The organism is Moritella sp. PE36 (assembly GCF_000170855.1).
Classification (GTDB): Bacteria; Pseudomonadota; Gammaproteobacteria; order Enterobacterales; family Moritellaceae; genus Moritella.
The window spans coordinates 23,441-47,284 of record NZ_ABCQ01000028.1 but is presented as its reverse complement, the minus strand read 5'-3'; the positions used below and the strand labels follow the sequence as shown (position 1 = coordinate 47,284).

The window sequence follows — 23,844 nt, the reverse complement described above, 5'->3', positions numbered from 1 at the left end:
TAAATTATTTGGCGATTAGCGCTTCTTTTTCGCTTGTTTCTGCAGTGCCATATCAAATTCGTCAGGGAACATGATAAGCCCTTCATCATCAAGATTAGGGAAGACAACGATAGCTAAGTCATCATCCATTAAACCTGATGTCCAACGGCTTTGCCATTTAGCTAATGAAATAGATTCTGTTTTACAGTGTTCCCATTCGCCAGTCGCCCAAGATTGTGCAAACTCTGCGTTAGGCCATACTGGCACACAATCTTCGTCATCGTTATTTAGCATTACACAACCGTGTTCATCCGTTAGGATCCAGATTTTGCGTTCGTTTGTTACTTCTTTTAATAAATAGCTAAGGCGCTTCTCTTCATCGTAAGCTTGAATTGTTGCTATTTGGTTCTCGTCGAGCGTGTTTGACATGTAATCTGTTCCTAATTTTTACTAATATGACGGCAATACTCATTACCGACATGTAATTATGTATTAACCAAAGACTTCATTGATTAACCAAAGATGAGCTGCCAAATGCTAGGCTTACTTTTCTTGTGATATTCTTTTCTTAAGCTATCAACATCTTCTAATTTAGCTTGCGCAACAGCGAGATTTTCGTCGGTGATATCGGCTTGTTGAAGGCTGTTCAGTATTGATTCTACTTTATCTAAACCTTGATTTGACATCTCTGCACGGTCAGGTGAAAAGTTATAGCTTTGTGCTACGGCAAGCATTTTACTCATTTTATCAATGCGAGTAGAAAATTCATCCGCTGATGTTGCTTTCATTGCTTGAGTGTACGCTAATCGCATCTCTTTCATGGTGACTTTAAGATCGATACTGTCGATGTCTGCGCTGTTTACCAAGGTAGAAAACAGTAAACTGATGATAAGTCCTAGTTGAGCAATACGATTCTTCATGATTTATATCCATAGGTAATGATTAAATGCTGTTGTTAATCACATCGAAAGTATAACAACGAGCGTAATAACAGTCAGGTCTGTGCGCGAGATTAACCGCGATACATATTTTCGAATGATTTAATTGAGAAACCACGCAGTATTTGGTCGCCAATCTTAAGGGTTGGTACCCCACGGCCACCGATAGCTGCTAATTCTTTACTGCCGCGTGGTTCATTCACACTGCATAAACGGTAAGGTATTTTTTTTTCATCTAAGTAGCGCTTTGCCGTATCGCAATTTGGACACTTCTTCTGCGTATATAATACGACTCTTTTCATTTTAGCCCCACAAGGTTCACCGTAAAAACGCGCATTATAGCAAGCTAACGGTTATTCACAATGTATCAATATGAGCAAATGATTTGAAATACACTTCTTTACACCATGGTGGAATAATTAGATCAAGGCGTGCGGTTTTAACTGTTTAATTTATACGCGTTATTTTAATGGAATATGGATTAGGTAGTGGGTTTAGGTTTCAAGCTTAGGTGCAGGTATACTGTAATTATAAACATGACAATTGAAGATAATAAAATATGAGTATTATTCTTGGTATTGATCCCGGATCGCGGATCACTGGATATGGCGTGATCCAGCATATACACGGTAAATTCCAATATTTGGGCAGTGGTTGTATTCGTACCTCGGGTGATACATTACCCGAGCGTTTAAAGCAAATTCATGCTGGGGTGTGTGAAATTATTATCCAATTCCAACCGGATAAATTTGCCATTGAAGATGTGTTCATGGGCAAAAATGCGGCGTCAGCATTGAAATTGGGTCAAGCCCGTGGTGCCGCTATCGTTGCCGCGGTATCTAATGATCTTGAGGTTGGAGAATATACCGCTCGTCAGATCAAGCAAGCCGTCGTCGGTAACGGAGGCGCAGATAAAGAACAAGTCCAGCAAATGGTGGTGAATTTACTTAAGTTGCCAGGAACGCCGCAAGCTGATGCTGCCGATGGACTCGCCGTGGCATTATGTCATGCTCAGAGTTTACGTACCTTGATTAATATGGCGGGTAAAGTTAAAGGCATAGCTCGCGGGCGTTACAAATAACCGAAAAAAGAAATTGATCTGGATATTTAACCAGTATTTTATTATGCTACTCAACATTATATTCGTATTAAAAAATGTTGGAAAATAATTGTGATTGGACGTTTACGTGGCACTTTATTAGAAAAGCAACCGCCCGAAATTTTACTTGACGTGAATGGTGTCGGTTATGAAATTAAACTGCCAATGAGCTGCTTCTATGAGCTTGGCGATGTGGATAAAGAAGTGATCGTTTACACCCACTTTGTGGTTCGAGAAGATGCACAATTACTTTACGGCTTTAATAATAAAATGGAACGTTTAATGTTCCGAGAGTTGATTAAAGTGAATGGTGTTGGCCCTAAACTGGGATTAGCTATTCTATCTGGTATGACGGCAAACCAGTTTGCACACTGTGTTGAACACGATGATATCAACAGCTTAATTAAGTTACCGGGTGTAGGTAAAAAAACCGCCGAACGTTTGTTAGTGGAAATGCGTGACCGCCTGAAAAACTGGGTGACGCAAGACTTATTTACCCCAGAAGCGGATAAAGCCCAATTACAAGGTTATGGTAATACGGCATCGAATGCGATTGAAGAAGCGGAAGAAGCCTTGATTGGTTTAGGGTATAAACCTGCGCAAGTCGCGAAGATGATCAAGCAAGTTGCACAGCCAAGTATGAGTTGTGAAGAGATCATTCGTCTGTCATTACGTGCCACCTTACAGAACTAATTTAGGAAGTTACTTTAGTGATTGAAGCTGATCGATTAATTTCTAGCGGTACCGTCCGCGAAGAAGAAGTCATAGACCGTGCTATTCGACCAAAAATGCTGTCTGATTATCAAGGGCAGGACCACGTACGTAGTCAAATGGAAATATTTATTGAAGCCAGTAAGCGACGTGATGATGCGCTGGATCATTTATTGATTTTTGGTCCGCCTGGATTAGGTAAAACCACGTTAGCGAATATTGTCGCTAATGAAATGGGCGTAAGCATTAAAACCACATCGGGACCGGTATTAGAGAAAGCAGGCGATCTTGCCGCTCTACTGACTAACCTTGAACCGAATGACGTATTATTTATTGACGAAATACATCGCTTGAACCCGTCAATTGAAGAAATTTTATATCCAGCAATGGAAGATTACCAATTAGATATTATGATTGGTGAAGGTCCGTCTGCACGTTCGATTAAACTTGATTTACCGCCTTTTACTCTCATTGGTGCCACGACGCGTGCGGGTTCATTAACATCGCCATTACGCGACCGTTTTGGTATTGTCCAACGCTTAGAGTTTTATAAAGTTGAAGATTTACAAGATATCGTATTACGCTCGGCAACGTGTTTAGGATTGAATATGGATCGTGCCGGTGCGTTAGAAATAGCCAGACGTGCACGCGGTACCCCACGTATTGCCAATCGCTTATTACGTCGTGTACGTGATTATGCCGAGGTAAAACACGATGGCGATATAGATGCCGAGATCTCGTCAGCGGCGTTAAGCATGCTTGATGTGGATACTTGCGGGTTTGATTACATGGACCGTAAATTGTTAATCGCCATTATTGATACTTTCTCGGGTGGACCCGTTGGACTCGATAATGTTGCTGCTGCGATTGGTGAAGAACGTGAAACCATCGAAGATGTACTTGAACCGTACCTTATTCAGCAAGGTTTCTTACAGCGTACACCGCGTGGGCGTATCGCGACAGCACGTGCTTATCTGCATTTGGGCTTTGACTATCCAGAGAAATAATAGCCACAGAAACGTAATCTTCATATTAAATCAATTTCATATCTTATTTTTGTCAGGTATATTAATAAGCTTGTAACGCTAAATGCTTAAATTTATGCGTTATAAGTTCGAGTTTTAGCGTTAGAGATGTAGGCTTTAAAATAATGCAAAATGAAATAATACAAAGTGAGTTTATGGCTCGCGTTTATTTTGAAGATACCGATGCTGGTGGCGTGGTATACCACAGTAATTATTTGAACTACGCAGAGCGCGCAAGAACGGAAATGTTACGCGATAAAGGCTTTTCACAAGCGTTATTACTGCAACAAGATCTTGCATTTGTGGTGCGTAAAATAGACATCGATTACCGTTATCCTGCATACCTTGATGATTTATTAATTATAAAATCACATATTAAGGAACTTAAACGCGCATCTTTGGTCTTTTCTCAGAGTATTTATCATGAAAGTGGTAAATTATTGTCAGAATTAACAGTTAAAGTGGCGTGCATTCAATTGTCTCATAAGAAACCCTGTGCGATGCCGACAGAAATTATAAGGAAACTAACCAGTGGAAGCTGCTGATATTTCATTTTTTGAACTTTTTTGGGAAGCTAGCATATTGGTTAAAGCAGTGATGTTAATACTGCTTTCCATGTCCGTAGCATCATGGGCAATGATTTTTCACCGCTCAAAAGCATTGACGCAAGCAAATGAAGCGTCGAAACGATTTGAAGATAGATTTTGGTCTGGTATCGACTTATCTAAATTGTATAAAGAAAGCGACGCGCGGAAGAATAATATTCAGGGTATGGAGTTAATTTTCCACGCTGGTTTTAAAGAATATGTGCGTATTCATAATGCCGATCAAGACAATACCGATGCGATCATGGATGGCAGTTACCGTACGATGCGCGTTGCATTATCCCGTGAAGTTGACGAGCTTGAAGTCCACTTAAATAATCTAGCGACAATTGGCTCAATTAGTCCTTATATCGGCCTGTTTGGTACGGTATGGGGCATCATGAGCTCATTTATTGCGTTAGGTGCTGTCCAGCAAGCTACTTTAGCGATGGTTGCACCGGGTATTGCCGAAGCCTTGATTGCCACCGCGATGGGGCTATTCGCCGCGATCCCAGCCGTTATTGCCTATAACCGATTTTCTGATCAAGTGATGAGAATTGAAAATAATTACGCTAATTTCATGGAAGAATTTTCCAGTATTTTACATCGCCAGACCTTGGCTAAAAAAACACAGGATTAAGCGATGCAGCCTTATCGACGTAAGCGCAGACGACCTGTAGCGGAAATTAATGTAGTACCGTATATCGATGTGATGTTGGTGTTACTTATTATTTTTATGGTGACAGCCCCGTTAGTAACTCAAGGTGTGCTTGTGGATCTACCACAAGCTCAAGCCGAGGCGTTATCACAAGACAGTAAACCACCTATAGTCGCTTCTGTTGATAAAGACGGTTTATATTACCTTGATGTGGGTGACGGTGATAAGTCGCCAATGTCGCCCGATGATTTAGCGACGTTAGTTGCAGCCCATTTAAGATTACAACCTGATACACCCGTTATCGTAAAGGGTGATGGCTCTGTGGCGTATGCACAAGTGATCCGTTTAATGGTTGTGCTACAACAGGCTGGTGCACCTTCTGTTGGTTTAATGACAGATCCAGTAGAGTAGCGTAGTTACATTAAAAATAATTAAAAGTAGTTAAGAGTAGTTAAGAGTTAAGGGTAGGATATAAATAAAGATGAAGGATAATCAGTCTAAGTACTCAGTCGCTATTATTATTTCGGTTGGATTACATGTCGTTCTACTCGTGCTACTTGGTTTAAGTGCAACATCTACACCATTAAAACCACAGCCAAAAGTGAAAACGATCCAAGCTGTGGTTGTGAGTGAGCAAGCTGTAAAGCAGCATGCTGAACGAATCAAGCGTACGGAACAAGAAAAACGCCGAAAAGAACAACAACGTTTACAGCAAGCTGAAGATCGTATTAAAAAGCTTAATCAAGAACGCAGGCAGAAAGAAGCTGCTATTGCAAAAGCCAAAGATCAGCAATTGAAAGCGGAACAAGCGGCAATACGTGCTGAAACTAAGCGTGCAGAAAAAGAAGTTGAACGTAAACTTGCCGAAGCCGCTGCGGTTAAAGCTGAACAGCACCGCTTGAAGAAGGTTGAAGAACGTAAAAAAGCCGAAGCAGCAACCAAGAAAGCCGAACAGCAACGTGCGAAGAAAGAGTTAGAGCGTAAAAAGTCTGAACAAGCCGCTGCCGCTGCTGATAAAAAACGTAAAGCAGCAGAAGAAAAAGAGCGTAAGCGCCAAGCTGCTGTTGTTGCCGAAAATAAGCGTAAAAAGGCAGAAGAAGCGAAGCAAGAACGTAAGCGTCAGGAAGCTGAAAAGAAACGTGTTGCTGAGCAAAAACGTAAAACCGCCGAAAAAGAACGTCAACGTTTAGCTAAAGTTGAACGTGACAGGCAGGAACGCTTGATGCAAGAACAAATTGAAGCCGAGTTTGCATCAGAACTTGAAAGTGAGATCCAGCAACTTGATGCAGTACGTCAGCAGGAAGTACTTAGTGAAGTTGATAAATACCAAGCTCGAATACAAAGCTCTATCCAACGTAATATGTTAACCAGTGATGCGATGAAAGGTAAGTCATGTGCGCTTAATATTCGTTTGTCCGATTCCGGTCTGGTATTAAGTGTAACCAGTGGCAAAGGTGATAGCATTGTTTGTCGAGCTGGCGTTAACGCAGTGAATAAGGTTGGGAGCTTGCCGATGTCGACAGACCCTGACGTTGCGAGCAAACTTAAAAATATTAATTTGATTTTTAGACCAGAGATTTAATATGAGTATAATTAAACGATTTTTATCTTTCTTTATTGTGTGTCTCATGCAAATACAAATTGCGCATGCGGCATTAGAAATTGTCATTACCGAAGGCACCAACAGTGCGAGACCTGTCGCTGTGGTACCGTTTAAGTGGTTAGGCGTCCAGCCTAAACCAAAAGACATGACTGATTTCGCCAGTGTTATCGCAGACGATTTACGTAATAGCGGTCGTTTTTCACCATTAGAACGCAGCTTAATGCCACAAACACCAGCAACGGAAAGTGCAGTCAATTATGCAGCATGGAAAGAAACCGGTGTCGAAGCGATTGTAATTGGTACCATAAAACCACTACAAGATGGTCGTTTACAGATCCATTTTCAACTCATTAATGTGTTATCTGGTTTTAAAAATCAAACGCCACAAAAAATTGATGAACAGTTAGTTATAAATAATGATCATATTAAACTGAATTTGAAAGGTAATTTTTCGACCCGCCGCCCTCGCCATATTTCACATCGATTAAGCGACTATATTTTTGAGAACTTAACGGGTACTCGGGGGGCTTTTTTAACGCGGATTGCTTATGTTGCTATTAATTATGATGACAAATACCCATTTAAGTTATTAATCTCTGATTACGATGGTATGAATCAGCATGTATTATTCCGCTCAACAGAGCCTGTTATGTCACCGTCATGGGATCCGACGGGTAAAAAGCTTGCTTACATGAGTATGGAAGACAAAAAACATGAGATCTGGATTTATGATCTGGTGACACAAAAACGTGAGCTAATCGAACCGTATAAAGGCAGTAATATTTTTCCGGTATTTTCACCTGATGGCTCGAAGTTGTCGATGATACTGTCTAAATCAGGTCAAGCAGATGTATATGTTTACGATTTGAAGACCAAAAAACTCGACCGCTTGACTAAAAATCGCGGTATTGATACCGAAGCAACCTGGGCACCTGATGGTAAGTCGATCGTATTTACCTCTGAACGCGGTGGCCGTCCGCAGATCTATCAGATTAATTTAGAAAGTAAGAAAATTAAACGACTTACGTTTGAGGGAAATGCAAACTTAAACCCTTCAATTAGTCCAGATGGCAAGAATTTAGTTATGGTTAGTTTGCAAAAAGGCAAGTATAGTGTAACCAAGCAGGATTTGTCAGATGGATATGTTCAAAAACTGACTAACGGTCGTCTTGATAAATCACCAAGCATTGCGCCAAATGGCAGTATGGTGATTTACAGTACGGTTGTTAAGGGAAAACAGGTATTGTCGCTAGTCTCAATGGATGGACGTTTTAAAGCGGTGTTGCCGGCAAGTGATGGAGAAGTAAAAGCACCAGCTTGGTCACCTTTCTTGACATCTAAAAAGAATTAATTATTGATAGGAAAATGAAAATGCAACTAAATAAAATCTTAAAAAGTTTAGTAATTGCGTTACCAATGCTGACATTGGCAGCATGTAGCTCAACAACAGATTCAACTACAAATGATGGCGTTGAAAGCTCTGCACAACAAACAGTAAGTGATACAACTGCTAATGGTAATACTGGTTCAGGTTCGAATGTTATTGTTGGTAGTGGTACTGACGTAAGCATTGATTCAGTTGAAAATTTAACAGTAGAAGAAGTTAAAAAACAGGTGATGGATGAACTACGTAAACGCCATGTTGTTTACTTTGGTTTTGATCAACAAGCAGTTACTGCAGAATACGGTGAATTATTACAAGATCACGCTAACTTCTTAATTGATAACCCTGCGGTTAAAGTTTTAATTGAAGGTCATGCTGATGAACGTGGTACGCCAGGTTATAACATCGCACTAGGCGAACGTCGTGCTAACGCAGTGGTTAAATACCTAAACAATCTAGGTGTTTCTTCAAGCCAGATCTCAACAGTTAGTTATGGTGAAGAGAAACCTGTAAATACTTCTCACACTGATGCTGCATTCACTCAAAATCGACGTGCAGTACTAGTTTACTAAAGGATTAGTCACCTTGATTCGAATTAATACTAAAACGGCCATGATTATGGCCGTTCTTTATAGTGGTTTAGGACATGCTGCACCCGCTACAGTACTTGATGTAACAGCAAGTACTCAGCCGGTGGTAACGAACAAAGCAACTCGTTCCGTTGAACAACGCCTTACCCGTATAGAGAATATCCTCCAAGCTCGTACCCGATCGCAATTAGAAACTCAGCAAAGACTTGATCAATTATCGATTGAATTAATGAACTTGCAGGGGGCAATAGAAGAAAGCAATCTAGAACAGAGCAAAATCACACAGCGACAACGTGATATTCTCAATGATATTGAGCGTATACGTACGACGCTTATCGCAAAACCGGTAACGCCAGTTGCAACTGATGCTAGCATTTTGAATGCAGCAAATCAGCCAGTAAATTTAACCGGTAAAGATTCTTATAATTACGCCATAAAGTTAATCAAAAATGAGCGTAAGTATGATGAAGCTATTCCTGCGCTACAAAGTTTTATTTCAACGTATCCAGAATCTGAGCTAGCCGCGAATGCACATTATTGGTTAGGGCTATTGTTACGTAAAGATAATAAGAATGATGAAGCGAAAGTTGAATTTGAAAAGATCGTGACTCAGTATCCCGCATCCAATAAACGTGCAGACTCATTACAGAAACTTGGCCAGCTTGCTAAGTTAACCGGTTCGAATAGTGAAGCGAAACGTTATTTTGAATTGGTGATCAAAGATTACCCTAATGATTCAGTCGCTAAGCTTGCGAAGCAAGAGCTGGCAGCACTAAAGTAATGTTTTAGATAGATCAACATTAACGCGCTATTGGTTTGTGTTATTTGTCATCTTATTGGCGTTAAACTGAACGGAATTCAGAGTTTTATCATTGAATTGTGATTCTAAGCAGATTTTACTTGCAGAGTTTTCGGAAAAAAGTATTATAGCCGCCATCGAGAAGGGCGTTAGCGAAACAACATGTTATGTTGATAAGTTAAATTAGATACTTCTTGATTATAGAATTGTCGCGGGATGGAGCAGTCTGGTAGCTCGTCGGGCTCATAACCCGAAGGTCGTAGGTTCAAATCCTGCTCCCGCAACCACTTCTATTACCAATTAATTTGGTATATGTGGGTCCTTAGCTCAGTTGGGAGAGCATCGCCCTTACAAGGCGAGGGTCACTGGTTCAAGCCCAGTAGGACCCACCACATTTAATTACGTACCCTAACGTAAACTAAATGAAAACATATTGTCGCGGGATGGAGCAGTCTGGTAGCTCGTCGGGCTCATAACCCGAAGGTCGTTGGTTCAAATCCGGCTCCCGCAACCAATTTGTTCGCTATGTAATATAGCAAAATTTGTGGGTCCTTAGCTCAGTTGGGAGAGCATCGCCCTTACAAGGCGAGGGTCACTGGTTCAAGCCCAGTAGGACCCACCACAAGTTATTAAGTTTGGTTAGTTATTTTGTAATATAAGTAACGAGACTTTATAAAGAAAGAATACGGGGGCTGTTAGCTCAGTTGGTAGAGCAGTTGACTTTTAATCAATTGGTCGAAGGTTCAAATCCTTCACAGCCCACCACTTTCTTTAGTTCTGATAAAGAACACACAGCATTGTCGCGGGATGGAGCAGTCTGGTAGCTCGTCGGGCTCATAACCCGAAGGTCGTAGGTTCAAATCCTGCTCCCGCAACCAGTTATAACGATAGATACAACTATCGCTAAATAAATATCGTGGGTCCTTAGCTCAGTTGGGAGAGCATCGCCCTTACAAGGCGAGGGTCACTGGTTCAAGCCCAGTAGGACCCACCACTAATATTCAGTTTGATTATATTCTTTATAAGATAAGTAATCAGACTTTATAAAGAAAGAATACGGGGGCTGTTAGCTCAGTTGGTAGAGCAGTTGACTTTTAATCAATTGGTCGAAGGTTCAAATCCTTCACAGCCCACCACTTTCTTACTGTTATTTCTTACTATTAGATAAGCAGTGAAAACAAAATTGTCGCGGGATGGAGCAGTCTGGTAGCTCGTCGGGCTCATAACCCGAAGGTCGTAGGTTCAAATCCTGCTCCCGCAACCAGTTATAACGATAGATAAAACTATCGCTAAATAAATAACGTGGGTCCTTAGCTCAGTTGGGAGAGCATCGCCCTTACAAGGCGAGGGTCACTGGTTCAAGCCCAGTAGGACCCACCACAAGTTATTAAGTTTGGTTACATATTTTATAAGATAAGTAATCAGACTTTATAAAGAAAGAATACGGGGGCTGTTAGCTCAGTTGGTAGAGCAGTTGACTTTTAATCAATTGGTCGAAGGTTCAAATCCTTCACAGCCCACCACTTTCTTTAGTTCTGATACAGAACACACAGCATTGTCGCGGGATGGAGCAGTCTGGTAGCTCGTCGGGCTCATAACCCGAAGGTCGTAGGTTCAAATCCTGCTCCCGCAACCAGTTATAACGATAGATACAACTATCGCTAAATAAATATCGTGGGTCCTTAGCTCAGTTGGGAGAGCATCGCCCTTACAAGGCGAGGGTCACTGGTTCAAGCCCAGTAGGACCCACCACTAATGTTCAGTTTGATTATATCTTTTATAAGATAAGTAATCAGACTTTATAAAGAAAGAATTTGGGGCTGTTAGCTCAGTTGGTAGAGCAGTTGACTTTTAATCAATTGGTCGAAGGTTCAAATCCTTCACAGCCCACCACTTTCTTACTGTTATTTCTTACTATTAGATAAACAGTGAACAACAAAATTGTCGCGGGATGGAGCAGTCTGGTAGCTCGTCGGGCTCATAACCCGAAGGTCGTAGGTTCAAATCCTGCTCCCGCAACCAGTTAAAACGATAGATAAAACTATTGTAAGAATAAACAAAAAAGCCTCGCTAATAGCGAGGCTTTTTTGTTTGCGTCGAAAAAAAATGACGCTAAATTACGTTTTCATGACAATGCCATGTATAATGCGCGAAGATATATTTTTTGAGCACTGAGTAATTAGCTATGATCCCCAATGTAGTAGAAATGGAATACCCATTCCCAAAAAAACCAGTTCCATTATCGGCACAAGAAAAACTGGAATATAAAGCCCGTATTAAACAGCTTTTAAAAGAAAAAGATGCAGTATTAATTGCCCACTATTATACAGATCCTGAAATTCAAGCACTTGCTGAAGAGACAGGCGGTTGTGTTGCAGATTCTTTGGAAATGGCTCGTTTTGGCAATAATCATCCCGCTAAAACGCTAATCATTGCCGGTGTTCGTTTCATGGGTGAAACGGCAAAGATCTTAGCGCCAAGCAAACGCATTATCATGCCAGCATTAGATGCAACTTGTTCATTGGATCTAGGCTGTCCTGTTGAAGAGTTCTCAGCATTCTGTGATGCGCATCCTGATCATACCGTTGTGGTATATGCAAATACATCGGCCGCCGTTAAAGCTCGCGCTGACTGGATTGTAACATCAAGTATTGCACTGGATGTGGTCGAACACCTGGATAGTGACGGTCAAAAATTAATTTGGGGTCCAGATCGCCATTTAGGTGCTTGGATTGAAAAACAAACTGGCGCGAAAATGGTTCGCTGGCAGGGTGCTTGTATCGTCCATGATGAATTTAAAGCATCAGCATTAAAACGCTTAAAAGAAGAAAACCCTGACGCTGCTGTTTTGGTTCACCCAGAGTCACCTGCCGATGTAATCGAGCTTGCCGATGCAGTTGGTTCAACGAGTCAATTGATTAAAGCGGCAAAAGAACTACCACAACAAAAACTGATTGTTGCTACGGATAAAGGTATCTTCTTTAAGATGCAACAAGCGTGTCCTGATAAAGAAATGATTCCGGCTCCAACCGGTGGTAATGGCGCAAGTTGTCGCAGTTGTGCTATGTGTCCTTGGATGGGTATGAATGGCCTGCAAACGATTGAAGATTCATTGGTTAATGATGAAGGGCATGAAATTTTTGTTGATGAAGAAATTCGTCTTAAAGCACTTATTCCATTAGAACGTATGTTGAATTTTAACGTATCAAACTAAGCGTTTAACGTTAATAAATTAATTAAGCCTGAATGCCTTTGCTTCAGGCTTTTTTTATCGCTATGCATCGCTCGGAGCCAATTTTATAGCGACGACTATAAGTCGGTTACAGTAATTCTCCCTGCCAACTTAGTGATAGTCCCTTTTCCTATTCCCTTTACGTTAACTAAATCTGTCGTTGTGACGAATTCACCATTATGTTCACGCCATTGTATTATTTGGGCTGCTTTATAGGTGCCAATACCTGGTAAGGCGGTAAGCTCTAATTGAGTGGCGGTATTAATATTTAATGGCATTAATAGCGCATCTGCTGATGTAGCGGAGTGGCTGAGATCAAATGCGGTTGTTTCGGTTGTCGCAATAACATCAAGGTTTATTGATGTCAGTTCTGATATGGCGGCTTGTTCTGCATTTGCATGTGATAATAAAAGTAACGGTGCGGTAACGGCAATATACAGGGCTAAGCGATTCATTTTTTTTAGCATTTTAATTCCTTTATCGTGATAACAATGAGTTATTCTTTCAGAATCAAACTGTAGTAATAATGAGTCTTTTTGTTATCAACAATAGCCTCGTTGTGGGAGCTATCACATCTTTGAGTAAGGAATTTCATGAATGCTCAAATTTTGAGTATTAAGAAAGTATTAGGTGTTACCAGAAGGGGGGGAGTTTAGGTGAAGTACTACATTCAATGAACTAATCATCGTGCAATGATAGTGTAATCAAATGCAGTACTCAAATAGGGGGATAGCCAGTGATTACTGAGCCTTATTTATTATCACTGTTTTCTTTTGGCATGTAGCGATAGAGATAAACCACAGTTAATACTGTGAAAGCTAACATGATACCAAGTACCCCGAATACTTTAAAATCAACCCATAGCTCTTCTGACATGTTAAACGCGATATAATGATTTAAGCCAGCAAGGGCGAGGAAGAATATTGCCCACGCGGTGTTGACACGCGACCAAACAAACTCAGGTAAAACCATTTCTTTACCAAGCATTTTTTTAATCAGATTGTGTTTGAAGGCATATTGGCTAACCAATAAAACAATTGAAAATAGACAGTAAATAATCGTTACTTTCCATTTTATGAAGCTTGAATCCTGAGTGAATAAGGTAATGCCACCAAATACAGAGACCATTGCAAAGGTGATTAATTGCATTTTTTCAACTTTACGGTATTTAAACCAGCTAAAGATTAATGTGCATGCTGTTACTGCGATTAATGCTGCTGTCGCGGAATAAATATCGTACATTTTATAAATAATGAAAAATACGATCAGGGGAAGAAATTCACTAAATTGTTTCATAAACTTTTTGACTCACGGCTAACGATGTCATCTAGTTTATCATGAAAATCGCAGATATAAAAAAACAGCCTCATGATGAGGCTGTTTTTACATGTCTTTAAATCAGTTGTCAGTATTAAGCTGTTGCTGTAACTGGTTTTTGATTAGTTGTATCGTCTTTAGTAATCACTTTACCTTCTGCACCGTGCATCCAGTAAATTAGTTTATGTGCTGATGCAAATAGGATCAGTGATGAAATCACCGCGGCTATGGCAATACCACCAAAGATAGCCATTGGGCCTGCTTCACCGATTTGTGCACCAATCATGCCTGCCACTTTATTCGCAATCGCGTTAAAGCCAAACCATGCGCCCATCATCAGTGATGCTAAGCGTAGTGGTGCTAACTTAGTGATCATAGATAGACCGATTGGAGAAAGACATAATTCACCCATAGTATGGAAGAAGTACGCACCGACTAACCAGTACATGCTGGTTTTAACGGTTAAGTCACCACCTTGCTCGAGTGTTGCAAAGATCATGAATACAAAACCAATTGCTAACATCAATAGTGCCATTGCAAATTTAACTGGTGATGTCGGCTCTTTAGGACCCATTTTAATCCAAATCATGCTTACGATCGGTGCACAGGTAATAATGAAGAATGGATTGAGTGATTGGAACCAAGCAACAGGTACTTCAAAACTACCAATCATACGGTCGGTATAATCATTTGCGTAAAGGTTCATTAGACCACCGGCTTGTTCGAAGCCAGCCCAGAAAATGATAACAAATAGACCTAAAATTAAGATAACTTTAATACGATCAACTTCAATCGCTGTCAGTGTTTGTTTTTTACCTTTATTGGCGGCGCGTTCTTTTTTTGCCGCCGCTTCGATACCAATACTACCAAGGTATTTATTCGCAAATAATTTTTGTAATACCACGCTTAGTACCATGGCGATACCAGACATTAAGAAACCATATTTGTAGTCGCCTGTGTAAACCACGACCGCGCCGACCAGGATACCGGATAGGAAAGCACCAATGTTAATACCCATATAGAAGATAGTGAACGCGCCATCACGACGGTTATCACCTTCTTCATATAGATCACCAACCATCGTTGAGATGTTTGGTTTGAACAAACCGTTACCAGCGATTAGGAAAGCAAGACCTAAGTAAAGACTTGCTGTCGTGCTGAATGCTAATACTTCTAATGGTGCAAACAAAAGGAATTGACCAATTGCCATTAGCACGCCGCCAATTATGACACTCTTGCGTTGTCCTAGGAAGTTATCAGCTAACCAGCCACCAATCAGTGGGGTGATATAAACTAAGCCGGTATAGGTACCATAAAGAGAAAGAGCATCTGCTTGAGTCCAACCTAAACCTGGAATACCACCTTGGTAGTTAGGATCGGTTAATAATGCGGCAGCTTGTTGGTCTTGCGTTACTGAGACTAGAAAAAGAACAAGAATTGCACGCATGCCATAATAGCTAAAGCGTTCCATCATTTCTGTACTAAATAAAAGGAATAGTCCTTTTGGATGACCCATAAATGTATCTGAATTATTAGGATTCATAATATCGCCTGTGTTGTATTTTTGTATTTGTTTTTTATATTTATAATTTCATGCTGATAATTAATCTTTTATCAGTTGATTCATTCTTTTATATCCCTTTTGGTAGAGACTGACAAGCGTGGATATCAATTTTAAGAGCTGTATCACCCTAATTCGAGTTGTTGTTCTATTGTTGCAGCCGCAATGTTATATAAGTGTTGTTTTTATGAGTCTTTATGGTTGATATATATACATTTAAAAGTAATTTTCATTTAGGCTTTAATTTCATCAAAGTTGACGTAAAATTAAAAGTGAGATCATGATTAGGATAATCAAGTCAAAATGGCGGATGATAAAAAAGATTGGTACTTACTTTACTGTAAAGGAAAAGAAGAACCTAGGGCATTAATAAACCTAAAAAATCAAGGGATTGAAAGTTTTTACCCCACGATGACCGTTGAGAAGAAACTGCGCAACAAGTTAATTTGCCAAGAGATTGCTATTTTCCCCAATTATTTATTTGTTGCAATAGATAAGAATACGGCAAATTTTAATAGTATTCGCTCTACCCGTGGCGTCATTGATTTTGTTAAATGTGGGGCAAATTACACGAAAGTGCCTGCTGCATTGGTTACGGAGTTAAGAGCAACACAACGATGCCGAGATAAGTCGGCAAACGAAGTGACCGTATTTAGCGAAGGTGAAACAGTGATTATTCAAGATGGCGCTTTTAAAGGCATTGAGGCTATTTATCAATGTAAAGATGGACTAGAACGTTCGATGTTATTGATTAATTTGATCAATCACTCCACAACAATGAGTGTCGCTAACGGTGAGATAAAAAGTAAGTCAGACAGCGAATATTAAGTATTTGGCCTAAATTAAGGTTTCTTTTCACCACATCGGTTTTAAGTTACAACGCTTATTTTTTGTTACCAGCAGATGGCTGGTAACCGCGTTAAATTATGATCTAAACTCAATTCTCGACACTCACTATCATTGCGTTGCTCATTTATCGCTGTTGCGGTTACTCGGTACTGATTGTTTGCTGCAATGACAATACTGTACTGGTATTTACTGCTGCGGAGCTCAACTGCTAAATTATTCAACTCAAGGTATTGTTGCTGCCGACTAAAATGATCTGTTTCTAATAAGCTAATTGCTGTTAACTTAATTTTGGCTTGATCTCGATGTGTTGCTAACGTGTAGTTTTGGTAATTGGGAACCCCTATACCCGCTAAAATAGCCACGATGGCGAGTGTGATTAGTAATTCAATGAGCGTAAACCCTGATGGCCTAAACAATTTTAGCATTATGTTTCCCGTTATTATTAAGTTGGCTTGAGTCTAGGTAATCAATCGTCTGTTGATGATGTTTTAAACAGTGTTGTGATGGTGATTAGGTTCAGGTGAAGGTTAATGGTGGTGGAACAAGGTTAACTGGCCCGCATTAGCATTTAGTTGTTGTGTCTGGCGCCTTTTTGTTAGATCATCACCCACTATTTTATTAAAAATTTACTGTTTGAGGTAAGGAATGAGTCAGGCCGAAGTACGCCCAACGAACTTTATTCGTCAGATTATTGATGAAGATTTAAATTCCGGCAAACACACTAATGTGCATACGCGTTTTCCGCCAGAGCCGAATGGCTTTTTGCATATTGGTCATGCCAAGTCTATTTGTTTGAACTTTGGTATTGCTGACGATTACCAGGGACAGTGTAATCTGCGTTTTGATGATACTAATCCAGAGAAAGAAGACATTGATTACGTTCATGCAATTCAAGAAGACGTAAAGTGGTTAGGGTTTAACTGGGATGGCGAAGTTCGCTATTCATCAAATTACTTCGATAAGTTATTCGAGTATGCAGTTGAACTTATTCAAGCCGGTAAAGCGTACGTTTGTTTCTTAAATGCAGAAGAAACCCGTGAATATCGTGGAACCTTGAATAAGCCAGGAAAAAACAGCCCATACCGTGACACGAGCATTGAAGAAAATTTAGCGCTATTCAATAAAATGCGTGATGCTGGTTTTGCTGATGGTGAATGTTGTTTACGTGCAAAAATTGACATGACTTCATCATTTATGTGTATGCGTGATCCTATTATCTACCGTATTAAACGTGCTCATCATCACCAGACTGGCGATAAATGGTGCATTTACCCAATGTACGATTTCACCCATTGTATTTCTGATGCGATAGAAGGTATTTCACATTCTATCTGTACATTAGAATTCCAAGATAACCGTCGTGTTTACGATTGGGTATTAGACAATATCTCAATCGATTGTCGTCCGCGTCAGTATGAATTCTCACGTTTAAATATTGAATATACGATGATGTCTAAGCGTAAGCTTAACGCACTAGTGACAGAAAACCATGTAACTGGTTGGGATGATCCTCGTATGCCAACAATTGCTGGTTTACGTCGTCGTGGTTATACCGCTGCGTCAATTCGTGAATTTTGCAAACGTATCGGCGTAACGAAGCAAATCAATACGATCGAAATGGGTATGTTAGAAGCCTGTATCCGTGAAGATCTTGAAGATTCAGCACCACGTGCAATGGCGGTTCTTGATCCGGTTAAATTAGTCATTACTAATTATCCAGAAGATCAAACTGAGCAATTAATTGCACCAGCACATCCTAAACTAGATATGGGTACCCGTACTCTGCCATTTAGCCGTGAACTATTTATTGATCGTGCGGATTTCCGTGAAGAAGCGAACAAGAAATATAAACGTTTAGTATTAGGCAAAGAAGTTCGCTTACGTAATGCATACATTGTTAGAGCCGATGACGTTGTCAAAGATGACGCGGGTAATATCATTGAAATTCACTGTACTTACGATGATGAAACACTGGGCAAGAACCCAAGTGATGGTCGTAAAGCGAAAGGCGTTATTCATTGGGTATCAGCTGCTGACGCTGTTGATGCGGAAATACGTGTTTATGATCGCCTATTTAAAATAGTAGATCCTACAAGCGTTGAAACATTAGAAGAAGCATTGAATGAACAATCATTAGTTGTGATTAAAACAGCTAAAGTTGAACCGGGTCTTGTTGCAGCGAAAGCCGAAAGCGCATACCAGTTTGAACGTGAAGGTTACTTCTGTGCCGACAGTAAAGATTCAACTGCGGATAAACTTGTGTTTAACCGTACAGTATCTTTACGCGGCTAAGCATGTTTATAAGTTAGCAATTTAACCCCAAGACATAATATTTTGTTTCTTGGGGTTATAGCAACGTAAAAAGACGCATAAAAAAGGAGCCATAGGCTCCTTTTTATTTATCTGGTGTTTAGTATGTGGTTATTTATGGTTACACTTGCCATCTAACGTACGGCCATACAGGTATAAACTGTGGGCTTGTAATGTCATTCCATTGTCGGCCGCAACGTCACGTTGACGATCTTCGATCAAGTCATCATGGAATTCAATTACGTGGCCACAATCAAGACATACAAGATGGTCGTGGTGTTCTTGAGTTGCCAATTCAAAAACAGATTTACCGCCTTCAAAATAATGGCGTGTCACAATTCCGGCATCATCAAACTGGTTAAGTACTCGATATACTGTCGCTAGACCAATTTCTTCGCCTTTACTCAGCAATTGTTTGTATAAGTCTTCGGCACTAGTATGCTGACTGCTAGGGAGTTGTAATAATTCTAAAATTTTAATTCGTGGCAGCGTTATTTTTAACCCTGCTTTTTTTAATGCGCTTTTTCTATCAGTCATAACGTTCTCATTTTAAAATAGAGAAAAGTATTTTTTCTTTATATTCTTAATCATTATATGACGAGACGCAAAAACAATAAACCTCATATTTGTTAAAGCGGGATATAATTACAGAAATTTAAGTGTTAACCTGCAATTTGTTAAGTCTGGTATGACCAGATGTCGTTTTGTGAGGGTTAAATGCAACATTTTTTTAAATATTCTAAAGTTATTCAATCTGGTCTCAACCTATGGCCACCTTTTCGTGGCGCAGGCATCCGGATTGAGGAGTTATCAGCGGATTATTTACGTTGTAAAGTATCATTGAAATTTCGTTGGTGGAATAAAAACGCCAATCGTACCCAATATGGCGGCAGCATGTTTTCGATGACGGACCCTATTTATCCGTTGATGTTTATGGGCATTCTAGGTAAAGAGTATGTGGTGTGGGATAAGGCTGCAGAGATCGAATATCTTGCGCCAGGTAAGAAGCGACTGTTGGCCGAGTTTGAATTGAGTGCTCAGCAGATAGCCGATATTGTTGAAGCAACAAAAACGGGCAACAAAATATTTCCACAGTTTGAGGTGTTAATTAAAGACACCAATGGTACCGAAGTCGCAAAGATTAAGCGTACTCTCTATATTCGTAAAAAAGAGAAGTATTGTATACTCGAAACTGCAGTCGCGTAATGAGGTACTAGGGTGAGGATGTCAGTATAAGAAATAAGTATAGGGAGATAGAAGATAAAGGTAAATAACGTGTTAGCACGTCGTTTTACCTTTATCTTAATATACTCAAACTATAGTGATTTGCTGAGCGCAGACCTTGATGAGGTTTGGGTATAAACTAAAAGATTAGTCTTCTAGTTCAGCAAGGCACATTTCGCTGTGGATCTGTTTTACCCAAGCTTCAACACGTTCTGCTGTTAATTCTGGTTGACGGTCTTCGTCGATACCTAAACCAACAAAGTGATTGTCATCAGTGAGCGCTTTCGAGGCTTCGAAATCATAACCTTCAGTTGACCATTCACCGATTATTGTCCCACCTTTTGCTTCAACAACGTCACGTAGTGTGCCCATTGCATCGAGGAAGTACTCAGCGTAATCTTCTTGGTCACCGCAACCAAAGATTGCAACTAGTTTGTCAGAAAAATCAATTTCTTCTAGTGACGGCATGAAATCATCCCAATCACATTGAGATTCGCCATAATACCAAGTCGGAATACCTAATATTAATAGGCTGAATTCGTTAATATCTGCAGTTGTTGATTTTGCAATATCTTTAACATCAACAAGCTGTTTACCCAGTTGTTTCTGGATCATCTTAGCAACTACTTCAGTGTTACCAGTGTCACTACCAAAAAATAAGCCTACGCTAGCCATTCTTAAATTATCCTAATAGTTTTAATTTAAACTTATCTTGCTACATGAGTGTGCAATAATTGTTGTATATATTCACTGCGTGTCATATTAGCACTTTTTGCTTTCATATTTAACATATCAAATAAGTCTTGTTCGACTTTTAATTCAATACGTTTTAATCCATTAGCCTTATCTCGGCTCAATTGATTACGTTTATTATGTTTCAACTGCTCTTTGCGTGAGAGTGGGTTGGTTTTAGGTCTACCTGCACGCTTCTCTTCAGCAAAAAGGTCAATCGTGGTTCTATCTAAACTTTCCTTTGCCACGTTTTTTTCGCCATTGCAGTTAATCGTATTAGTAATTAAATCTGGGTTTCCCAGACAGTGATCAATATTTCTTTAAACACAAAACCAGCCATACCAAAACAAAGTACAAACCAAACCGATATACGTCCGAATCGAGGTACGTTACCTTTTTTTAGTACGTCGTGAATTGCCATGCCGATCAAGAAAAACAGCACGACAAAGAATAGCTTAATGCCTACAGTTTCTATTAAGTCAATGTATTCATACAACATATCAATTTTCACCTAAAGTACGAATGGGCAAATATATCACAATGTGACTAATGACTAAATAAAAAGTCGACTATTATTTTATTAAATATCACCGGTTTTTCGGCATGTAACCAGTGTCCAGTACCTTGTACTAATTTTGCTTTTGCCTGTGGGAAGTATTTGGCGATCGCCGATTTATGCGCATTAGTAATATAATCTGAATTCATCCCCTTGATAAATAACACTGGTTTATCATACTGTTTATTCACTTCTGGCCAATCAGAAATAGCGTCGTATTGGGCAATAATTGTGTCTAACGCATAGTAAAAATCAAACTGGCCTTGGCTATTTTTATATAAGCCTTTGAGCAGGAATTGTTGCACACCAGCTTCTTCAACATGCTCAGCCAGTTTTGCTTGCGCTTCACTGCGGCTGCTGATGTCTGCTAACGGTATATTTTTTAAACCGGCAAAGACATTATTATGTCGAGGTGGGTAATTCACTGGTGCTATATCGGCTACCGCCAAACTCGTCACGCGAGTCGGGAAGTTTAGTGCAGTACGCATCGCAATTTTACCGCCCATCGAATGGCCGACGATGTGGGCTTGTTCAATTGTTAAATGATCCATCAACTGAATAATATCATTTGCCATATCATCATAATGCATACTATCATGGCGCATAGATAAGCCATGGTTTCTGACATCAACTGCGATGACTTGATAGTCAGTTTTTAGTTGTTTAATTAACATGCCTAAGTTAGTGGCGCTGCCAAATAAACCATGGATAACGATAACAGGAACACCCTGACCGTATATTTTGTGATTAAGTAACATATATCTCTCCGTTATTGTGGCTGATTCTACCGCAATAATTAGCTTAATGTCGTGTATGAATTGTCGATAAATGCATCACAGAGGTAATATTTTGCTTATAAGCATAGAGAGAAATCTATTCTCAAGGTATAATTAAACCAAATTTATAAGCAAGGATTTACTAGTTAAATATGAAAACGATTGAGCTTGAAGACGACCTATATCGTTATATTGCTAGTCAAACGAAAGATATTGGCGAAAGTGCATCAGATATTTTACGTCGCTTACTTGATGTATCAACAGATGTTTCTGCAGATTTGACGAATGTTGAAGCATTGCAGCAGCATGTAGTGGACACCAACAGTGAGACTAAGCAAACGGTAACTAAATCACCGGTAATAGTAGAACCTACACCTGTATCTGCACCTATTGTGGTCGATACAGAAGTAGAGGTAGTTAGCCATTCTACATTGCCAACCAGTATCGCTAAGCTTATTAAAAATAAGAAATTTAAAGAAACGACGGTTTCGGTGACTAAGTTTATTCAGATTTTATCTGTGCTTTATGCTGAAAACCCGAAAGAGTTCGATAGTGCGACTGATATTAAAGGCCGTAAACGTATTTACTTTGCAAAATCTGAAAGTGAATTGTTAAGTGCTGGTAATACCACTAAGCCGCGTCATATTGAGCATACGCCATATTGGGTTATTACTAATACCAATACGGGACGCAAACGTAATATAATTACGCAACTGATGGCTGAAATGGGCTATACCCATGCGTTAATTGATGCTGTAAGCCAATCTATTTAATTACAGCCTGCTGACAAGGTATTTGAAATGTGCTTAAGCGTTATGCTGACATTATTTGAAGTGCCTTGTCTGTTTCTTTTAGATCCCCCACTTAAATTATGATCGACCTACTTAAATTACAGCGTGCTAGTACGCAAAAAAGTCGAACTACCCTTATCTTGTTATCTATTTTCCTTGTTGCCGTTACTTTTATTTCACTCGCGTCGGGTAATTTTAGTATTGGTGTCGATGATCTTGTTAATGGTTTATCGCCTTTGCAACAACAAGTATTATTTGAATTACGTTTTCCACGTATTATTACCGCTATTTTGGTCGGTGCCGCGTTAGCCGTTGCGGGTTGTATTTTACAAGTCTTGCTGGCTAATTCACTTGCCGAGCCTGGTGTGATCGGCATCTCATCGTTTGCCAGTTTGTTTGCGGTGTTATCGATTGTTTTTCTTGATACCTTATTCCCACAGTGGGCCGGTCTACAGCATTATATTTTGCCATTATCGGCTTTTATTGGGGCCAGTTTAGTCACGTATTTACTGTATCAAGTAACCAAAAATAACTTACCCACGACAAAAATATTATTACTTGGCGTGGCGATCGGCATCTTTTCTGGTGCCATTATGACCTGGCTGTTGTATTTTTCCGATGACAGTAGCATGCGTCAAATGCTGTACTGGATGATGGGGAATTTAGCTTATGGCGCTGACCTGATTTATATTGCTGTGATCCCCTTAAGTTTGAGTTTTATATGGATAATGGGCCGTATTGATGCACTAAATCTTTTACAGTTTGGTGAACAGGGCGCTTTCCAGTCGGGTATTGATGTGCCTAAATTACGTATTCAGCTTATTTTATGCGTTGCTGTATTAACGGGGATATCTGTTTCAATGGCGGGGGTAATTAGTTTTATCGGTTTAGTTATTCCGCATATACTCCGCATATTAGTGACCAGTCAATTACGTTTTCTGGTGCCTGCTTCGGCATTACTTGGGGCGAGTTTTTTATTATTGGCAGACCTGATTGCCCGCAGTGCATTTGCTACCGCTGAGTTACCTGTTGGGGCCATTACTGCCAGTCTCGGCGCCCCCTTTTTTATCTATTTGCTATTACGTAAGCAAGTAGCTTAATGCACATTAGTATGGATAAAAAATAC

At 39.9% G+C, this 23,844-nt stretch carries 28 protein-coding genes and 15 tRNA genes; 31 read left to right on the top strand and 12 right to left on the bottom strand.

The genetic code is table 11. The features are described 5' to 3' along the window. Positions 1–15 precede the first annotated feature (15 nt). The 3 genes from PE36_RS15085 to PE36_RS15075 form a co-directional block, all read right to left on the bottom strand. Positions 16–408, bottom strand: a complete 393-nt coding sequence (locus tag PE36_RS15085) for a DUF2750 domain-containing protein (RefSeq protein WP_006032895.1) — start codon at positions 406–408, stop codon at positions 16–18. Positions 409–491: 83 nt separating this feature from the next. Then, positions 492–899, bottom strand: coding sequence for a cytochrome b562 (locus tag PE36_RS15080; protein WP_006032894.1), 408 nt, complete (start codon positions 897–899; stop codon positions 492–494). Positions 900–991: 92 nt separating this feature from the next. Then, complete coding sequence (locus PE36_RS15075) at positions 992–1,219, bottom strand: glutaredoxin family protein (RefSeq protein ID WP_006032893.1); 228 nt, start codon at positions 1,217–1,219, stop codon at positions 992–994. A 257-nt stretch (positions 1,220–1,476) separates the two neighbouring features. Here PE36_RS15075 and ruvC point away from each other — a divergent pair, with 257 nt between their 5' ends. From ruvC to nadA, 26 genes are all read left to right on the top strand, one after another. Then, a complete protein-coding gene (gene ruvC, locus PE36_RS15070; protein ID WP_006032892.1) occupies positions 1,477–1,998 on the top strand; it encodes a crossover junction endodeoxyribonuclease RuvC in 522 nt (173 codons plus the stop codon). A gap of 90 nt (positions 1,999–2,088) precedes the next feature. After that, positions 2,089–2,709: a Holliday junction branch migration protein RuvA gene (ruvA, locus tag PE36_RS15065; protein WP_006032891.1), complete on the top strand. Its 621-nt coding sequence runs from the start codon at positions 2,089–2,091 to the stop codon at positions 2,707–2,709. A 17-nt stretch (positions 2,710–2,726) separates the two neighbouring features. Next, on the top strand, positions 2,727–3,734 hold the full coding sequence (ruvB, locus tag PE36_RS15060) for a Holliday junction branch migration DNA helicase RuvB (RefSeq protein WP_006032890.1): 1,008 nt from the start codon (positions 2,727–2,729) through the stop codon (positions 3,732–3,734). Between the two features lie 143 nt (positions 3,735–3,877). After that, on the top strand, positions 3,878–4,297 hold the full coding sequence (ybgC, locus tag PE36_RS15055) for a tol-pal system-associated acyl-CoA thioesterase (protein WP_006032889.1): 420 nt from the start codon (positions 3,878–3,880) through the stop codon (positions 4,295–4,297). Then, positions 4,284–4,976 carry a protein TolQ gene (gene tolQ, locus PE36_RS15050; protein ID WP_006032888.1) on the top strand — a complete coding sequence of 231 codons (693 nt, stop codon included), beginning with the start codon at positions 4,284–4,286 and terminating at the stop codon, positions 4,974–4,976. The genes ybgC and tolQ overlap by 14 nt, the downstream gene beginning before the upstream one ends. Positions 4,977–4,979: 3 nt before the next feature. Then, positions 4,980–5,405: a protein TolR gene (tolR, locus tag PE36_RS15045; protein ID WP_006032887.1), complete on the top strand. Its 426-nt coding sequence runs from the start codon at positions 4,980–4,982 to the stop codon at positions 5,403–5,405. 70 nt (positions 5,406–5,475) lie between these two features. Beyond that, on the top strand, positions 5,476–6,576 hold the full coding sequence (gene tolA, locus PE36_RS15040; RefSeq protein ID WP_006032886.1) for a cell envelope integrity protein TolA: 1,101 nt from the start codon (positions 5,476–5,478) through the stop codon (positions 6,574–6,576). Between the two features lies 1 nt (position 6,577). Continuing rightward, a complete protein-coding gene (gene tolB, locus PE36_RS15035) occupies positions 6,578–7,948 on the top strand; it encodes a Tol-Pal system beta propeller repeat protein TolB (RefSeq protein WP_052298092.1) in 1,371 nt (456 codons plus the stop codon). 20 nt (positions 7,949–7,968) lie between these two features. Beyond that, on the top strand, positions 7,969–8,553 hold the full coding sequence (gene pal / locus PE36_RS15030; RefSeq protein ID WP_043994591.1) for a peptidoglycan-associated lipoprotein Pal: 585 nt from the start codon (positions 7,969–7,971) through the stop codon (positions 8,551–8,553). Positions 8,554–8,566: 13 nt separating this feature from the next. Next, positions 8,567–9,352: a tol-pal system protein YbgF gene (ybgF, locus tag PE36_RS15025; protein WP_043994590.1), complete on the top strand. Its 786-nt coding sequence runs from the start codon at positions 8,567–8,569 to the stop codon at positions 9,350–9,352. Between the two features lie 228 nt (positions 9,353–9,580). Continuing rightward, positions 9,581–9,657: transfer RNA gene (locus tag PE36_RS15020), tRNA-Met, on the top strand. Positions 9,658–9,686: 29 nt separating this feature from the next. Continuing rightward, a tRNA-Val gene (locus PE36_RS15015) sits at positions 9,687–9,762 on the top strand. A gap of 45 nt (positions 9,763–9,807) precedes the next feature. Continuing rightward, a tRNA-Met gene (locus PE36_RS15010) sits at positions 9,808–9,884 on the top strand. Positions 9,885–9,916: 32 nt separating this feature from the next. Further along, positions 9,917–9,992 (top strand) — tRNA-Val (locus PE36_RS15005). Between the two features lie 67 nt (positions 9,993–10,059). Next, positions 10,060–10,135 (top strand) — tRNA-Lys (locus PE36_RS15000). A 36-nt stretch (positions 10,136–10,171) separates the two neighbouring features. Continuing rightward, positions 10,172–10,248: transfer RNA gene (locus PE36_RS14995), tRNA-Met, on the top strand. A 40-nt stretch (positions 10,249–10,288) separates the two neighbouring features. Beyond that, positions 10,289–10,364 (top strand) — tRNA-Val (locus tag PE36_RS14990). 66 nt (positions 10,365–10,430) lie between these two features. Beyond that, positions 10,431–10,506 (top strand) — tRNA-Lys (locus PE36_RS14985). 51 nt (positions 10,507–10,557) lie between these two features. Then, positions 10,558–10,634, top strand: a tRNA-Met gene (locus PE36_RS14980). A gap of 40 nt (positions 10,635–10,674) precedes the next feature. Beyond that, positions 10,675–10,750 (top strand) — tRNA-Val (locus tag PE36_RS14975). A gap of 67 nt (positions 10,751–10,817) precedes the next feature. Continuing rightward, a tRNA-Lys gene (locus PE36_RS14970) sits at positions 10,818–10,893 on the top strand. A 36-nt stretch (positions 10,894–10,929) separates the two neighbouring features. Beyond that, a tRNA-Met gene (locus tag PE36_RS14965) sits at positions 10,930–11,006 on the top strand. 40 nt (positions 11,007–11,046) lie between these two features. Next, positions 11,047–11,122 (top strand) — tRNA-Val (locus PE36_RS14960). Between the two features lie 65 nt (positions 11,123–11,187). Continuing rightward, positions 11,188–11,263: transfer RNA gene (locus PE36_RS14955), tRNA-Lys, on the top strand. A gap of 52 nt (positions 11,264–11,315) precedes the next feature. Beyond that, positions 11,316–11,392 (top strand) — tRNA-Met (locus PE36_RS14950). A 184-nt stretch (positions 11,393–11,576) separates the two neighbouring features. Beyond that, on the top strand, positions 11,577–12,584 hold the full coding sequence (nadA, locus tag PE36_RS14945; protein ID WP_006032882.1) for a quinolinate synthase NadA: 1,008 nt from the start codon (positions 11,577–11,579) through the stop codon (positions 12,582–12,584). A 95-nt stretch (positions 12,585–12,679) separates the two neighbouring features. Here the strand turns inward: nadA and PE36_RS14940 are convergent, their stop codons facing one another. The 3 genes from PE36_RS14940 to PE36_RS14930 form a co-directional block, all read right to left on the bottom strand. Next, on the bottom strand, positions 12,680–13,069 hold the full coding sequence (locus tag PE36_RS14940) for a ComEA family DNA-binding protein (protein ID WP_006032881.1): 390 nt from the start codon (positions 13,067–13,069) through the stop codon (positions 12,680–12,682). 283 nt (positions 13,070–13,352) lie between these two features. Continuing rightward, complete coding sequence (locus tag PE36_RS14935; RefSeq protein WP_006032880.1) at positions 13,353–13,898, bottom strand: septation protein A; 546 nt, start codon at positions 13,896–13,898, stop codon at positions 13,353–13,355. Between the two features lie 115 nt (positions 13,899–14,013). Further along, complete coding sequence (locus tag PE36_RS14930; RefSeq protein ID WP_006032879.1) at positions 14,014–15,462, bottom strand: peptide MFS transporter; 1,449 nt, start codon at positions 15,460–15,462, stop codon at positions 14,014–14,016. A gap of 321 nt (positions 15,463–15,783) precedes the next feature. Here PE36_RS14930 and rfaH point away from each other — a divergent pair, with 321 nt between their 5' ends. Continuing rightward, the gene (gene rfaH, locus PE36_RS14925) at positions 15,784–16,308 is read left to right on the top strand and encodes a transcription/translation regulatory transformer protein RfaH (protein WP_006032878.1); all 525 of its coding nucleotides are present in this window, start codon (positions 15,784–15,786) and stop codon (positions 16,306–16,308) included. Positions 16,309–16,373: 65 nt separating this feature from the next. On the opposite strand, the gene PE36_RS14920 is transcribed toward rfaH, so the two are convergent. Further along, positions 16,374–16,754, bottom strand: a complete 381-nt coding sequence (locus PE36_RS14920) for a type IV pilin protein (protein WP_006032877.1) — start codon at positions 16,752–16,754, stop codon at positions 16,374–16,376. A 220-nt stretch (positions 16,755–16,974) separates the two neighbouring features. Here PE36_RS14920 and glnS point away from each other — a divergent pair, with 220 nt between their 5' ends. Continuing rightward, positions 16,975–18,621 carry a glutamine--tRNA ligase gene (glnS, locus tag PE36_RS14915; RefSeq protein WP_006032876.1) on the top strand — a complete coding sequence of 549 codons (1,647 nt, stop codon included), beginning with the start codon at positions 16,975–16,977 and terminating at the stop codon, positions 18,619–18,621. A 129-nt stretch (positions 18,622–18,750) separates the two neighbouring features. Here the strand turns inward: glnS and fur are convergent, their stop codons facing one another. Then, a complete protein-coding gene (fur, locus tag PE36_RS14910; protein WP_006032875.1) occupies positions 18,751–19,176 on the bottom strand; it encodes a ferric iron uptake transcriptional regulator in 426 nt (141 codons plus the stop codon). 180 nt (positions 19,177–19,356) lie between these two features. On the opposite strand from fur, the gene PE36_RS14905 reads away from it, so the two are divergent. Beyond that, the gene (locus tag PE36_RS14905) at positions 19,357–19,845 is read left to right on the top strand and encodes a DUF4442 domain-containing protein (RefSeq protein WP_006032874.1); all 489 of its coding nucleotides are present in this window, start codon (positions 19,357–19,359) and stop codon (positions 19,843–19,845) included. 165 nt (positions 19,846–20,010) lie between these two features. Here the strand turns inward: PE36_RS14905 and fldA are convergent, their stop codons facing one another. Genes fldA through PE36_RS14885 form a run of 4 tightly spaced genes read right to left on the bottom strand, consistent with a single transcriptional unit; the run spans position 20,011 to position 21,909 of the window. Further along, positions 20,011–20,538, bottom strand: a complete 528-nt coding sequence (gene fldA / locus PE36_RS14900; RefSeq protein WP_006032873.1) for a flavodoxin FldA — start codon at positions 20,536–20,538, stop codon at positions 20,011–20,013. Between the two features lie 32 nt (positions 20,539–20,570). After that, on the bottom strand, positions 20,571–20,843 hold the full coding sequence (gene ybfE / locus PE36_RS14895; RefSeq protein WP_006032872.1) for a LexA regulated protein: 273 nt from the start codon (positions 20,841–20,843) through the stop codon (positions 20,571–20,573). 35 nt (positions 20,844–20,878) lie between these two features. Next, a complete protein-coding gene (locus PE36_RS14890; RefSeq protein ID WP_043994589.1) occupies positions 20,879–21,094 on the bottom strand; it encodes a DUF2788 domain-containing protein in 216 nt (71 codons plus the stop codon). Between the two features lie 47 nt (positions 21,095–21,141). Next, complete coding sequence (locus PE36_RS14885) at positions 21,142–21,909, bottom strand: alpha/beta fold hydrolase (RefSeq protein ID WP_006032870.1); 768 nt, start codon at positions 21,907–21,909, stop codon at positions 21,142–21,144. A gap of 170 nt (positions 21,910–22,079) precedes the next feature. Between PE36_RS14885 and seqA the strand changes: the two genes are divergently transcribed. Both seqA and btuC read left to right on the top strand, forming a co-directional pair. Beyond that, entirely contained in the window at positions 22,080–22,700 is a 621-nt protein-coding gene (gene seqA / locus PE36_RS14880; protein ID WP_006032869.1) for a replication initiation negative regulator SeqA, read from the top strand. Between the two features lie 98 nt (positions 22,701–22,798). Continuing rightward, complete coding sequence (gene btuC / locus PE36_RS14875) at positions 22,799–23,818, top strand: vitamin B12 ABC transporter permease BtuC (protein WP_006032868.1); 1,020 nt, start codon at positions 22,799–22,801, stop codon at positions 23,816–23,818. Positions 23,819–23,844: the final 26 nt, after the last annotated feature.